The organism is Microbacterium sp. Marseille-Q6965 (genome assembly GCF_946151065.1).
In the GTDB taxonomy this organism is placed as follows: domain Bacteria; phylum Actinomycetota; class Actinomycetes; order Actinomycetales; family Microbacteriaceae; genus Microbacterium.
Map to the genome: position 1 here is coordinate 300,272 of NZ_CAMGZA010000001.1, position 13,639 is coordinate 313,910.

The 13,639-nt window shown below is 71.8% G+C and carries 14 protein-coding genes; 5 read left to right on the top strand and 9 right to left on the bottom strand.

Features of this window, described 5'->3' with window-relative positions; genetic code table 11:
• Positions 1 to 540, bottom strand: coding sequence for a gamma carbonic anhydrase family protein (locus tag N8N77_RS01470; protein WP_261164059.1), 540 nt, complete (start codon positions 538 to 540; stop codon positions 1 to 3).
• A 164-nt stretch (positions 541 to 704) separates the two neighbouring features.
• Between N8N77_RS01470 and N8N77_RS01475 the strand changes: the two genes are divergently transcribed.
• Positions 705 to 1,187: a Dps family protein gene (locus N8N77_RS01475; RefSeq protein ID WP_261164060.1), complete on the top strand. Its 483-nt coding sequence runs from the start codon at positions 705 to 707 to the stop codon at positions 1,185 to 1,187.
• A gap of 48 nt (positions 1,188 to 1,235) precedes the next feature.
• On the opposite strand, the gene N8N77_RS01480 is transcribed toward N8N77_RS01475, so the two are convergent.
• The 4 genes from N8N77_RS01480 to N8N77_RS01495 are packed head-to-tail and all read right to left on the bottom strand — an operon-like array spanning position 1,236 to position 5,482.
• Entirely contained in the window at positions 1,236 to 2,744 is a 1,509-nt protein-coding gene (locus N8N77_RS01480; protein ID WP_261164061.1) for an amidohydrolase, read from the bottom strand.
• An 8-nt stretch (positions 2,745 to 2,752) separates the two neighbouring features.
• The gene (locus tag N8N77_RS01485) at positions 2,753 to 3,772 is read right to left on the bottom strand and encodes an Fpg/Nei family DNA glycosylase (protein ID WP_261164062.1); all 1,020 of its coding nucleotides are present in this window, start codon (positions 3,770 to 3,772) and stop codon (positions 2,753 to 2,755) included.
• 2 nt (positions 3,773 to 3,774) lie between these two features.
• Positions 3,775 to 4,266 (bottom strand): ribose-5-phosphate isomerase, encoded by a 492-nt coding sequence (locus N8N77_RS01490; protein ID WP_261164064.1) that lies wholly within the window; start codon positions 4,264 to 4,266, stop codon positions 3,775 to 3,777.
• A 28-nt stretch (positions 4,267 to 4,294) separates the two neighbouring features.
• Positions 4,295 to 5,482 (bottom strand): ferrochelatase, encoded by a 1,188-nt coding sequence (locus N8N77_RS01495; RefSeq protein ID WP_261164066.1) that lies wholly within the window; start codon positions 5,480 to 5,482, stop codon positions 4,295 to 4,297.
• Positions 5,483 to 5,659: 177 nt separating this feature from the next.
• On the opposite strand from N8N77_RS01495, the gene pepN reads away from it, so the two are divergent.
• Genes pepN through N8N77_RS01510 form a run of 3 tightly spaced genes read left to right on the top strand, consistent with a single transcriptional unit; the run spans position 5,660 to position 9,747 of the window.
• Entirely contained in the window at positions 5,660 to 8,209 is a 2,550-nt protein-coding gene (pepN, locus tag N8N77_RS01500; protein ID WP_261164068.1) for an aminopeptidase N, read from the top strand.
• Positions 8,210 to 8,236: 27 nt separating this feature from the next.
• Positions 8,237 to 9,337, top strand: coding sequence for a mechanosensitive ion channel family protein (locus tag N8N77_RS01505; protein WP_261164070.1), 1,101 nt, complete (start codon positions 8,237 to 8,239; stop codon positions 9,335 to 9,337).
• Entirely contained in the window at positions 9,334 to 9,747 is a 414-nt protein-coding gene (locus N8N77_RS01510; RefSeq protein ID WP_261164072.1) for a globin, read from the top strand. Before N8N77_RS01505 ends, N8N77_RS01510 begins: the two co-directional genes overlap by 4 nt.
• A 6-nt stretch (positions 9,748 to 9,753) precedes the next feature.
• Here N8N77_RS01510 and N8N77_RS01515 read toward each other — a convergent pair whose 3' ends face one another.
• Positions 9,754 to 10,413, bottom strand: coding sequence for a hypothetical protein (locus N8N77_RS01515; RefSeq protein WP_261164073.1), 660 nt, complete (start codon positions 10,411 to 10,413; stop codon positions 9,754 to 9,756).
• 53 nt (positions 10,414 to 10,466) lie between these two features.
• On the opposite strand from N8N77_RS01515, the gene N8N77_RS01520 reads away from it, so the two are divergent.
• The gene (locus N8N77_RS01520) at positions 10,467 to 11,309 is read left to right on the top strand and encodes an acyl-CoA thioesterase II (RefSeq protein WP_261165587.1); all 843 of its coding nucleotides are present in this window, start codon (positions 10,467 to 10,469) and stop codon (positions 11,307 to 11,309) included.
• A gap of 18 nt (positions 11,310 to 11,327) precedes the next feature.
• On the opposite strand, the gene sufU is transcribed toward N8N77_RS01520, so the two are convergent.
• From sufU to N8N77_RS01535, 3 genes are read right to left on the bottom strand one after another with little or no spacing between them, the layout of a single operon-like run.
• Positions 11,328 to 11,771 (bottom strand): Fe-S cluster assembly sulfur transfer protein SufU, encoded by a 444-nt coding sequence (gene sufU, locus N8N77_RS01525; protein WP_261164074.1) that lies wholly within the window; start codon positions 11,769 to 11,771, stop codon positions 11,328 to 11,330.
• Positions 11,768 to 13,042: a SufS family cysteine desulfurase gene (locus N8N77_RS01530; RefSeq protein WP_396652761.1), complete on the bottom strand. Its 1,275-nt coding sequence runs from the start codon at positions 13,040 to 13,042 to the stop codon at positions 11,768 to 11,770. Before N8N77_RS01530 ends, sufU begins: the two co-directional genes overlap by 4 nt.
• 37 nt (positions 13,043 to 13,079) lie before the next feature.
• On the bottom strand, positions 13,080 to 13,547 hold the full coding sequence (locus N8N77_RS01535) for a thioesterase family protein (RefSeq protein ID WP_261164075.1): 468 nt from the start codon (positions 13,545 to 13,547) through the stop codon (positions 13,080 to 13,082).
• Positions 13,548 to 13,639: the final 92 nt, after the last annotated feature.

Sequence of the window (13,639 nt, forward strand, 5' to 3'; positions counted from 1 at the left end):
TCAGTGCGCCGCATCGCGGACGTCGTGCAGGCGGGCGTTGTCGACGTACCGGCGGGCGTTGTCTCTCAGGCCCGCGACCTCCTCGTCCGTCAGCGAGCGGCGCACCTTCGCCGGCACGCCGGCGACGAGTGATCGCGGCGGGACGACGGTGCCCTCGAGCACCACCGCTCCCCCGGCCACGAGGCACTCCTCGCCCACGACCGCTCCCGAGAGCACGACCGCTCCCATGCCGATCAGGGAGCCGTCGCCGATCTCACAGCCGTGCACCACCGCGTTGTGCCCGATCGAAACGTCGGCGCCGATGCGTGCGGGATGATCGCGGTCCACGTGGATCGAGACGTTGTCCTGCACGTTGCTGCGCGCGCCGACGCGGATGGCGTTGACGTCGCCACGCAGCACGGCGTTGTACCAGACGCTGGCCGACTCCCCGAGCTCGACCGCGCCGATGACGCGGGCCCCGTCGGCGACGTAGGCGGAAGCGGCGAGGGACGGCTCGGCGCCCGGCAGGGCACGCACGGACGCGGTGGCGGCGACGCTCATGCGCCCATCGTGCCACGTCGCCGCCGCGGCGCGTTTCGGCCAGGTCAGCCGCCCGTTAGCCCAGCCTCAGCTTGCTTGCGGAATGCCATCGGGTGGGGCAGCGTTGACAACGACGGAGGATCCATTCGACGGACTCCGCTCGGTGACCAACGGGAGGTATCACCATGAGCAAGCAGACCATCGCGGCCACCGCCGCCGACCCCACCGTCGCCGCGGCCGCTTCGCAGTTCCTGTCGCCCGTCGTGCTGGGCCTGCAGGCCCTCGTGGTCAACGGCAAGCAGGCGCACTGGCACGTGCGCGGCGCGAACTTCGTGGGCGTGCACGAGTTCCTCGACACGCTCGTCGAGCACGCGGGCGGCTGGGCGGACGAGGCCGCCGAGCGCATCATCGCCCTCGGGCTGCCGATCGACGCCCGCCTGGACACCATCGCTGAGAAGGTGCCCGCCACGCACGTGGGCGCCGGGTTCGAGCAGTCCGACCGGCTCATCGCCAACGTCGTCGCCGACATCGACGCCGTCATCGCCGACCTCGACGCCGCGATCGAGGGGCTCGACGAGATCGACCTCACGAGCCAGGACGTCGCGATCGGCATCAAGGGCGGCCTCGAGAAGGACCGCTGGTTCCTCGTCGCGCACGTCGCCGAGTAAGCCGCAACGTGCAATGCCCCGGACTTTCGGTCCGGGGCATTGCCGCGTTCAGGCCAGGTGTGTGAGTCGGCCACCCAGAATCGTCGCGTGCACGGGCATCGCGCGCAGCGTGTCGCGGTCGGCCGCGATCGGGTCGTGCCCGACGATGGCGAGATCGGCCGGTGCGCCCGGCTCGATCGTCTGGGGCTCGGTCGATCCCCCCGCGGTGGACGCCGCCAGCGCCGTGCGGACATCCACGGCCTGGTCGGGTCGCCACGGCTCGCGGTCGTCATCGGTTCGGAACACGGCCGCGGCCATGCCGATCCACGGGTCCAGCGGGGCGACGGGCGCGTCGGAGCCGAACAGCAACTGCACCCCCGCATCGCGGAAGGAGCGCAGGGGGTAGGGAATGGCGGCGTGTGCGCCCCAGTGGTGTTCGGTCAGCTCTCGGTCGTCCATCGCGTGCTGCGGCTGCACGCTGGCCGCCACACCCAGGTGCGCGAACCGCCGCACATCGGGCGCGGTCACGAGCTGAGCGTGCTCGATCCGTCCCGGCACGCCCGCCCGCGCGAAGGCGTCGAGCGCGGCCGCGTTGGTGAGGTCGCCGATCGCGTGGATCGTCGTCGCGATCCCCGCCGCCGCCGCGCGGACGACGAGCCTCGTCATCTCGTCGGGCGAGACGTTGTGCCCGCCGTGATGGTGCGGATCGTCGGCGTACGCGCCGCTCGTCCAGGCCGTGCGCGTGCCGAGCGAGCCGTCGGCGAGCACCTTCAGCACGCCCAGGCGCACCAGCCCGCCCTCGTCGAGCGGATCGCCCGTGCGGAGCCCTGCGGCGATCGCCTCGTCGAGGTGGTCGGGATAGATCGCGACGTGCACCCGCAGCGCCTGCCAGCCCGCCGACGCCCGCTCACGCCACGCGTGCAGCTCGGCACCGAACTCGAGGTCGCAGACCCCCACGACGCCCCGCCCGGCGGCGGCGCTCGCGGCCGTCGCGACCGCGCGATTCGCCGTGGCGTCCGACACGGCGTTCACGGCGACGATCGTCGCGAACGCCGGCCCTTCGCGCAGCACGCCCGACGGATCGGCGGCGAGGCCCTCGCGACGGAAGGCGGCACTGTTCATCCAGACGGAGTGCGAGTCGGCGCCGAGCAGATAGGTCGGCACCTCACCGGTCGTCGCGTCGAGCGCCTCGAGGCTCGCCGGCACCGCCCACAGCCCCTCGCGCCAATGCTGCAGCACCCGGCGCCCGTCGTCCCCCGGCGCGTGCCGCGCAGCGAAAGCCGCGGCCTCCTCGGCGGAGTGCGCGTGCGCGACGGAGGGGCGCGCTTGCGACAGCGCCCACTGCCGCAGATGCACGTGGTGGTCCCACAGGCCGGGCACGAGCCACGCGCCCTCCGCGTCAAGCACGGCCCCCTCGTGCCGCGCGTAGCCGGCGGGGGCGATGTCGAGGATGCGACCGTTGCGCAGGAACACGTCGTACGGCGCGTCGGGCTCCACGAGCGCGAGCGGCATGAGCTCGCGCCCCTCCCCCGCGATCCGTGCGTTCGCGATCACGTCGACGACGGCTCCGACGTCCATCCCGCTCCTCACCTCTGGCAGTTGGGGCACCAGTACAGCTTGCGCGCCTGCATCTCCTCCAGCGCGATCTCCGTGCCGCAGACCCGGCAGGGCAGCCCTGCCCGGTGGTACACCCAGTGGCGGTCGTCGCGGCTGGCCATGGCGCGCCGCCAGGCCTCACCCTCGAGCCCGTCCATCGTCATCATCTGGCCGGTCTCGACGCCGATGCGCAGCAACCCGTCCCAGTCGCGCCACAGCCCGCGCACGACCTCTTCGGGAATCGCGCGGCCGGGCGTGTGGGGATCGAGTCGCGCGCGGAAGAGCATCTCGGCCCGGTACACATTGCCGATGCCGCTCACCACCGACTGATCCATGAGCAGCTGACCGATCGCCACCGCGCGCGAGCGTACCGCGCGGACGAAGCGCTCCTCGTTCTCGGCCGGATCTCCGACGAGCGGATCAGGGCCGAGGCGCGCGATGACCGCGGCGACCTGCTCGGCGGTCTCGACGACGCACGCGGTGGGGCCCCGGAGGTCGGCACAGGTCGCGTCGGTGAGCAGCCGCAGGCGCACCTGGCCCACGACGGGCGGCGGCCATTCGGCGTCGGGCGCTTCGAGTCCGTCGGCCTCGTCGAGCCCCTTCGTCTGCTCCGACATGCGCACGTGGACGCGGGTGCGCCGCGGCGCACCGATCGAGGAGAGGGAGTTCTCGCCGGCGTCGTCGAAGATGGGTGCGTCCTCCACCACGGTGCCGCGCTGGTTGGTCTGCCCCATCCGGCCGTTCGCGGAGGCGATCGTGGGGTCGACGAGGATCTCGCCCGCGAAGTCCCATGCGCCGTACAACCCGAGGTGCACCCGCAGCCACACCCCGGAGTCGAACTCCAGGAACATCTGCTTGCCGACCGCCTGCGCCCGGGTCGGGGTGCGCCCGGACAGGATCGCCGCGCCCTCGGCGAACCGGCCCTGGGGGCTGCTGGCCCGCACCGGGCGCCCGACGAAGTTGCGCTCGAACTGGCGCGCGATGCGGTGGACGGAATGGCCCTCTGGCATGCCTACTCGCCCGCGCGCGGATCCGGCTCGAGGGTGCCGTCGGTCTCGAACGCCGCGATCTGGCCGATGCGGCGCACGTGACGCTCCTCTCCGGAGAACGGCGTCTCGATGAAGCGGTCGATGAAGCGGGCCACCTCCTCGAAGGTGTGCTGGCGGGCCCCGATGGCGATGACGTTCGCGTCGTTGTGCTCGCGCGCGAGCTCGGCGGTCGCGATGCTCCACACGAGCGCCGCGCGCACCCCCGTGACCTTGTTCGCCGCGATCTGCTCGCCGTTCCCCGATCCGCCGAACACGATGCCCAGCGCCTCCACGCCCGCCTGCTGATCGGCGACGACGGCCTGCGCCGCCCGGATGCAGAACGCCGGGTAGTCGTCGAGGGGGTCGTACGAGACCGGCCCGTGATCGATCACCTCGTGGCCGGCACCTGCCAGGTGGTGCTGCAGCTGGGTGGAGAACTCGAGGCCGGCGTGGTCGGTCGCGATGTGGATCCGCATGCTCAGATTCTCCCCTATGCCGCTCCGTTCAGGGCGCAAGGCCGGCGGCGGCGGGCTTGAAGCCCGCCCGCACGTTCTCGCAGCACCCCGGGCGGCACACATCGAACCAGGGGCCGAGCGGCGTGCGATGGGGCCGCTCGGCGGCCGGTGTGCCGCGCAGACGCTCCTCGACGAGGTCGACGAGTCCCGCGACATAGGCCGGGTCCACACCGGGCGTCGGAGTGCGCACTGCCCGGATGCCGACCCTCTCGGCCGTGTCCTTCGCCTCGTTGTCGAGGTCCCACAGGACCTCCATGTGGTCGCTGACGAACCCGAGCGGCACGATCGCGATCGCCTGCACACCGGCCGCGGGCAGTGCCTCGATGACGTCGTTGATGTCGGGCTCGAGCCACGGCTGCGAGGCGGGGCCCGACCGGGACTGGTAGACGAGCTTCCACGCCACGTCGCCCGCCTCCGGCAGCCGCGTGGCGATGTCCGCCATGACGGCCTCGGCCACCGCGAGGTGCTGGGCGGCGTAGGCGCCGCCCTCGCCCCAGTCGACGTCGCGCGGCCCGGAGCGCTGCGCATCCTGCATCGGCACGCTATGGGTGGAGAACAGCACCTGGACGGTGTCCGTGGGAATCCCGTCACCGAGGTACGCGCGGATCGCCGCCTCCACCCCGTCGATGAACGGCTGCACGAAACCGGGGTGATCGAAGAACTGGCGCACCTTGTCGATCGTCATGCGGTCGCCGAGGTCGTTGTCGATGAGCACCCGCGCGAAGTCCTCGCGGTACTGTCGGCAGCTCGAGAACGAGCTGTAGGCGCTCGTGGAGATGGCCAAGAGCGTGCGTCGCCCCTCGCGGTCGGCTTGCGTGACCGCCTCGTCGAGGTATGGCGCCCAGTTGCGGTTGCCCCAGTACACGGGCAGGTCCAGGCCGCGCCGCGCGAGCTCCGCCTCCAGCGCGCGCTTGAGCTCGCGGTTCTGCGCGTTGATGGGGCTGACTCCGCCGAAGTGGCGGTAGTGCGTGGCCACCTCCTCGAGCCGCTCGTCCGGGATGCCACGGCCGCGCGTCACGTTGCGCAGGAACGGGATGACGTCTTCCTGTCCCTCGGGCCCGCCGAAGCTGGCGAGGAGAATGCCGTCGTAGGCGACGGGAGCCTCGACGTGCGCGGCCCCGCTCGCAGCGGGAGCGGAGGCGAACGGGACGGAGACCTCGGTGTCGGGGTTGTTCACACCGCCATCTTCGCACCGGCGTAGAAGAAGTCCCCCAGCCGCCATGCAGGATCGACGGATCGGACGACCGCGCCGTCTTTTCCGTCGGCGACGACGCCCGAGCACGTAGGCTTGACCAGTCGCCGCGCCCGCCGGCGCGGCTCCCCCGATCGTTTTCATCCACCAGGGAGTTGCGCAGTGCCTGGAGAGAATCTCACTCGGATCGAGGCGCAGGAGCGCCGAGCGGTCGTCGACACCCGCTCGTACGCGGTCACGCTCGACCTCACGAAGGGCGACGAGGTCTTCGGGTCCCGCAGCGTGGTGCGCTTCGCCGGGACGCCGGGGGCGTCGACCTTCATCGATCTCATCGCGCGGGAGGTGCGCGAGGTCACGCTCAACGGCGTCCAGCTCGAGCCCTCCGAGGTGTTCGCCGACTCGCGGATCCGCCTGGACGGCCTGCAGGCCGAGAACGAGCTCGTGGTCGACGCCGACTGCGAGTACACCAACACCGGCGAGGGCCTGCACCGCTTTGTCGACCCCGTCGACGGCGAGGTCTACCTCTACACGCAGTTCGAGGTGCCGGACTCGCGCCGCGTCTTCGCGGTGTTCGAGCAGCCCGACCTGAAGGCCACGTTCCAGTTCACCATCACGGCGCCCGCCACCTGGCAGGTCGTCTCGAACCAGCCGACGCCCGAGCCGATCCTGCACGACGACAACGAGACCGCCACGTGGGGCTTCGAGCCCACGCCGCGGATCTCGTCGTACATCACGGCCCTCATCGCAGGGCCGTACGAGGTGGTGCGCTCCGAGCTGACCAACGCCGAGGGCCGCGTCATCCCGCTGGGCGTGTTCGCCCGCAGGAGCCTGTGGCAGCACGTCGACGCGGACTACATCTTCGAGAAGACCCGCCAGGGCTTCGCGTACTACGAGGAGAAGTTCGGGTACCCGTACCCGTTCGCGAAGTACGACCAGCTGTTCGTGCCCGAGTTCAACGCGGGGGCCATGGAGAACGCCGGTGCGGTGACCTTCACCGAGACCTACGTCTTCCGCAGCAAGGTCACCGACGCCGTCAAGGAGCGCCGCGTCGTCACGATCCTGCACGAGCTCGCCCACATGTGGTTCGGCGACCTCGTGACCATGAAGTGGTGGAACGATCTGTGGCTGAACGAGTCGTTCGCCGAGTGGGCGTCGACGATCGCCACGGCCGAGGCGACCGAGTGGACCGAGGCGTGGACGACGTTCAACGCCATGGAGAAGACCTGGGCCTACCGGCAGGACCAGCTGCCGTCGACCCACCCCATCGTCGCGGAGATCAACGACCTCGAGGATGTGCAGGTCAACTTCGACGGCATCACCTACGCCAAGGGCGGATCGGTGCTGAAGCAGCTGGCGGCGTGGGTGGGCATCGACGCGTTCTTCGCCGGCGTGGGCGCCTACTTCCGCAAGCACGCGTACTCGAACACCGAGCTGACGGATCTGCTCGTGGAGCTGGAGCGCACGAGCGGCCGTGACCTGTCCACGTGGTCGCGAAAGTGGCTCGAGACGGCAGGCGTCAACACCCTGTCGCCGGCCATCGACGAGGATGTGGACGGTCGGATCACGCGGTTCCGCGTGCTGCAGACGGCACCGGCGGACTACGCCACGATCCGCCCGCACCGCCTCGGCATCGGCTTCTACGACCTCCAGGGCGGCGCGCTCGTGCGCACGCACCGCGTCGAGGTGGACGTGGACGGCGATGTGACGGAGATCGCCGAGCTCAAGGGCCGACCCCGGCCCGCCCTCGTCCTGCTGAACGACGACGACCTCGCATACGCGAAGATCCGCCTCGATGACCGCAGCCTGGCGACCGCCATCGACCACCTCTCCGACATCGCCGATCCGCTGGCGCGCTCGCTCGTGTGGGGTGCGGCGTGGGACCAGACGCGCGATGCGGAGACCGCCGCCAGCGACTATGTCGACCTCGTGCTGCGCAACATCGGCTCCGAGACGGAGTCGACAACGATCCGCACCACGCTGTCCCAGTTGCAGCTGGCCGCGAACGCGTACGTGGCGCCCGATCGCCGCGACGACACGCGCGCCAAGGTGGCCGACGGCCTCTGGCAGCTGCTGCAGCAGGCGCAGCCCGGCAGCGACCTGCAGCTGCAGCTGGCCACCGCCTTCGCCTCGGCTGCGGCAACGCCGGCGCAGTGGGAGAACGTGCGCCGGCTGCGCGACGGTGAGCTCGCGCTGGAGGGCTTGCAGATCGACACCGATCTGAGCTGGCAGCTGCTCATCTCGCTTGCGGCCGGCGGCGTCGCCGACGAGTCGGCCATCGATGCCGCGCTCGCCGCCGACAACACCGCCAAGGGCGGGGAGTTCGCCGCGCAGGCACGCGCCGCCCTGCCCACACCCGAGGCCAAGCAGGCCGCGTGGGCGTCGCTCGTCGAGGACGCCTCCCTGCCGAACACGGTCGTGCGCTCGGCCGCGACCGGGTTCGTCCACCCCGCCACGCGCGACCAGCTCGAGGCGTTCGTGCCGAAGTACTTCGACATGCTCCTGCCCGTGTGGGAGGGGCGCACCTACCAGATCGCCTCGTACCTCATCGAGCTGCTGTATCCGGCACCGCTGGCCAACGTGGCGCTCCGCGACGCCACGCGGTCCTGGCTGGCGGCGCACGCCGACGCTCCCGCCGCCCTGCGTCGCCTCGTGCACGAGTGCCTCGCGGGCGTCGAGCGCGCGCTCACGGCGCAGTCGCGCGACGCGGAGTGACGCGGAGCGACGGAGGGAGCGCGGCAGATGCGTGCCTTCGACACCGGGACTGACACGCCCGTCGATCCGGACTTCTGGCTCGGCGTGCTCGAGACGTTGCGGCAGGTGGGGCTGCAGGTGCTCTGGGCGGCCGTCACGGTGGCCGTCTGCGTGCTCATCGCGTGGGTGCTGCGCCGCGTCATCCAGCGCGTCGTGCATCGCATCGTCGAGGGCGCGAAGAGCAAGGCGGACGTCGCCGACACGCGCGCGATCGAGCGCTCACCGCTGGCATCGGTGCGGATCGTGCAGCGCTCCCGGACCCTCGGGTCGATCCTGACGAACATCGTCAACGTGTCGTTGTTCGTCATCGCGGCGCTCCTGGTCATCGGGATCCTCGCGCCCGACCTGCTCGGCTCCCTCACTCTGCTGAGCGCCGCGGTCGGTGCGGGCCTCGGCTTCGGCGCGCAGAACATCGTCAAGGACGTGCTCAACGGCATCTTCATCGTCGCCGAGGACCAGATCGGCATCGGCGACGTGGTGGATGTCGGGCTCGCCTCGGGCGTCGTCGAGTACGTCAGCGTGCGCATCACGCACGTGCGCGACGTGAACGGCACGCTCTGGTACGTGCGCAACGGCGAGATCCTGCGCATCGGCAACATGTCGCAGGGATGGTCGCGCGTCGTGCTCGACGTGAGCCTGCCCGCCGACGTCGATGTCGACGATGTCGAGCAGACCCTCGGCGGCGTCGCCGCGGAGCTCGCACACGATCCCGCGTGGCGCTCCCGCCTGATCGGCGATCCGGAGGTGTGGGGGCTCGAGTCGGTCAGCGGCGACACCCTCGTGATGCGCCTCGTCGTGAAGTCGAAGCCGAGCACGAAGGAGGACGTCGCGGCCGAGTTGCGCAAGCGTCTGCGCGACGAGCTCCGCGCGCGCGGCGTCGAGCTGCCCGGCGTGGCGAGCGTCGACCTGACCGGCGCCCAGGGCGCGCTGCGCGTGCGGGGCGTCAACCCGCCGACGCGGCCCCAGACGATTCCCGCCCGCCCCACGTGGCACCCGCGCCGGGCCGCGGCGGCGACAGAGCGCAGCGGCGGCCCGGAACGGGACCGAGCCGAGCCGGACGCGGAGCGCTCCGGGGAGGAGAAGAAGTGACCGACGAGACCAGCTTCTACGAGCAGGTGGGCGGCCGCGCGACCTTCGCCCGGCTGGCCGAGGCGTTCTACCGCGGCGTCGCCGACGACCCGGTGCTGCGACCGATGTACCCGGAGGAGGACCTGGGGCCCGCGCAAGAGCGCCTGCTGCTGTTCCTCGAGCAGTACTGGGGCGGCCCCACCGCGTACAGCGAGCAGCGCGGTCACCCCCGGCTCCGGATGCGGCACGCCCCCTTCCACGTCAACCCGGACGCACGCGACCGCTGGCTCGCGCACATGCGCGCGGCCGTGGACGAGCTCGGCCTCTCCCCGCTGCACGAGGCGACCCTGTGGGACTACCTGCAGCGCGCGGCACACGCCATGGTGAACACGTTCGAGCCGACGCCCGGAGCCGCGCCCGCGGGCGACTGAGACGCGTCAGCGGCCGGTCGGCCGCACGTCGGTCAGACCCGATGCGGCCGGGCCGCGGCTGAGCACGTGGCCGCGGCGCAGCGTGACGCGCGTCCACCGGCCCGAGACGGTCACGCGGGCCTGTTCCTCGCCGCCGATGAACCCGAACGTGAAGGCCGCGAACGCGACGCCGAGCGGCAGACCTCCGAGGTCGTCGTCCGGCGTGCTCCACACCGAGCCGCGCACGGCGCGCACCACGTCCTCGCCCGGGTTCTGCGGCAGGCGCTCGGCCACGGCCGCGATCCCCCACTGCGCCCGACCCGCCAGCGTGGCGGCGGCGATCTCGCCGCGCGGCTCCCAACCGCCACGCGGCGGCGCGATGCCCGCCCACGCCGGCGCGATGGCGGTGTCCGGCAGCGCCAACGCGGACGGTTCGTCCGTGGCCGCGAGTTCGGCGACCACGAGATCGCACTCCAGCTCGGGATCGGCCGCCAGCACGCGCATGGCCAGAACGGTCGGCGTGCGGTCCAGCAGGCCGCGCGGCGCGAGCGCCGCGCTCGTCATCGCGAGCACTCCCCCGGCTCCCTGGAGGCGCACCCCCTCGGCGCCCGCCTGGGCCGCGCGCCCCGCGAAGGTGAGGGCGTCGCGGGCGGAGTCGGCGTCGGCCAGCAGGAGTCGGGGGGCCATCCGACCTAGACTACTTTCTCGTGACCCGCGACCTTCCCTCCGATCCCGTCGAGATGCTGCGGAAGGTGCTCGCGCTCGACGAGACCGGGGCCCGCACCTCGAACGACATCTTCGTCGGCACCTCGCACCCCATGCCGAGCGGCCGCGTCTTCGGCGGGCAGGTACTCGCGCAGGCCGTCGTGGCCGCCACGCGTACCCTGCCCGACGATCGCCACCCCCACTCGCTGCACGGCTACTTCCTGCGGCCCGGGGATGTGCGCGCACCCATCACCTTCGCTGTGGACCGCGTGCACGACGGGCGCTCCTTCTCACGCCGCCGCATCCAGGCGTACCAGGAGGGGGTCCCGATCTTCTCGGGGATCGCCTCGTTCCAGGACGACGATCCGGGCATGGAGCACGAGATGCCCATGCCCGACGTACCAGCGCCCGAGGATCTGCCCGACCCCGCACAGACGCATGCCGATCATCCGCAGTCGGGCCTGCTGCTGCGGGCGAACCCCATCGAGGTGCGGCACACCACCGGCGACATCTGGCTGCGGGTCGACGAGCCGTCGCCGCAGCAGACCGTGTGGACGCGGATCCGTGGCCCCCTGGGCGACGACCCGGCGCTGCACCGAGCGGCGCTGGCCTACCTCAGCGACTTCACGATCCAGGAGCCGGTGATGCGCGCGAGCGGCGTGGCGTGGAGCGACCGGGGCGTGAAGACCGCGAGCCTCGACCACGCGATCTGGTGGCACCGGCCCGCGCGGGCCGACGAGTGGCTGCTGTACGTGCAGGAGTCGCCGAGCTCCCAGGGTGGGCGCGGGCTCGCCCTCGGTCGCCTCTACCGCCGCGACGGCGCGCTCGTGGCCACCGTGGCGCAGGAGATCATGCTGCGGGTTCCCGACCGCGCCTGAGCGTCGCCGACGACGTCCTCACGCCGCGCGGGACGCCGTCAGGCACGCCTCCAGGGCCACCCAACCGAGCATCGCGCACTTGACGCGCATGACGTACTTGGCCACGCCCTGGAACGCCGCCGCGTCGCCGAGCGCTTCCGTCGGCTCGACCGCGCCGCGCGAGCGGAGCATCTCGCGGAACTCTCCGATGCGAGCGAAGGCCTCGTCGCGGTCGGCGTGCTCGAGCAGCTCCGACATGATCGACGCGGAGGCCATCGAGATGCTGCATCCCTGGCCGTCCCAGGCGAGCCGGTCGATCCGGCCGTCGGCATCGAGCGTGACGCCGAGCGTGATCTCGTCGCCGCACGACGGGTTGAGCTCGTGGTGCGTGTGCGCGAGACCGGCGGGGTCGCCCTTGCCGTGCGGGTCGCGCGAGTGATCCATGATCAGCTCGCGGTACAGGCCCTCGAGCTCGCCGCTCATCGGTCCGCCCCGAAGAACGCCCGCACCTCGCCGAGCGCGGCCTTGAAGCGTTCCACGTCGTCCGCCGTGGTGTACACCGAGGCACTCGCACGGGTGGTGGCGGCGACGCCGAGCCGCCGGTGCAGCGGCTGCGCGCAGTGGTGGCCCGTGCGCACGGTCACCCCACGGTCGTCGAGGAACTGACCGACGTCGTGCGCGTGCACGCCGTCGACGATCACGCTGACGAGGGCCGCCCGCGGCTCGCCCGCCGCGGGGCCGACGACCCGCACGCCGGGAACCGAGGCGGCGGCGTCAACGAGCAACGCCGCCATCTCGGCCTCGTGGGCGGCGACGGCATCCATGCCCACGCGGGAGAGGTAGTCAACGGCCGCGCCGAAGCCCACGGCCTGCGACACCGGCTGCGTGCCGGCCTCGAGCCGGTGCGGTGACGGCAGGAACTGCGCGTCCTCCATCGTCACGGTGGTGATCATCGAGCCGCCCGTGCGCGCGGGAGGCAGAGCGTCGAGCAGCTCGGCGCGGCCGTAGAGCGCGCCGATGCCCGTGGGGCCGAGCATCTTGTGCGACGAGAAGGCGGCGAAGTCCACGCCCAGCGCCGCGAGGTCCACGGGCAGATGCGGCACCGACTGGCACGCGTCGAGCACGGTGTACGCGCCGACGGCGTGCGCCGCCGCGGCCACGTCCGCGACGGGGGCGATCTGACCGGTCACGTTCGACACGTGCGCGAAGGCCACCACCCGCGTGCGCGGGCCGACCTGCGCCCGCAGGTCGTCGATCGTCCACATGCCGGCGTCGTTGACGGGGACGTGCCGCAGCACGGCACCGGTGCGGCGCGCGAGCCGCTGCCACGGGATGAGGTTCGCGTGGTGCTCGGCCTCCGTCACGAGGATCTCGTCGCCCTCGCGCAGCGCGAAGCGCTCGTCGCCCAGTCCGAGCGAGGCGTCCGACATGCCGAGCGCGATCGTGTTGAGCGCGTCCGTGGCGCCCGCCTGCCACGCGATCTCGCGCTCCCCCGCGCCGACGAATGCCGCCACCCGCTCGCGCGCATCCTCGAAGGCGGCGGTCGCCTCGCCGGTCGCCATGCTCGACCCGCGGTGCACAGCCGCGTAGTCGGAGCGGGCGAATGCGGCCTCTGCATCGATGACGGACGCCGGACGCTGCGACGTCGCTCCGGAGTCGAGGTATGCCGTATCGGGATGCGCGGCGAAGTACGGGAAGTCGGCGCGCGCGGCGGCACCCACGCGTGCGAGGGAACGAGCAGACTGGAGGGTCACCCTTCCAGTCTCTCGCAGTTCGGCTCCACGGGCGCCGTCAGTTCGCCTCCGACGTTTCGACGTACGGCTCCCAGGCTCTCCGCATCGCGTCGGGCATGCGCACGGGCCGCCCGGTGTCCGGCGACACCAGCACGACGGTCACGCTCGCCCGACCGAACAGCGTGCCGCCGCCGACGCCGCCCCACACCTCATACTTCAGCTCCGCCGACGCGCCGCCCAGCCGACCGAACCAGATGCGCACGTCGAGAGGGTCTTGCTGGTACGGGATCGGCGCGAGGTACTCGGCCTGCTGCGCCGCGATGAGGGGATAGAACGGTCCCTCGCCGGCCACACGCAGATCGGCGTCGAACACGGCCAACGGGGTCGCCTTGGCAGGATCCTCGTGGAGCCAGAACGCACGGAAGCGCGCCTCCTCGAGCAGTTTCACGAAGCTGGCGTTGTTGACGTGCTGGAACGCATCGAGGTCGCCCCAGCGAAGATGCACGGGCACATGCAGGCGGGTCATCCGGTCATTCTCGCAGGGCGCCTGAGTCACGGTCGCATAACGATGACCATCGCCCTGAGAACCGCATGATTCCGCGGATCTGAGAACTCGTT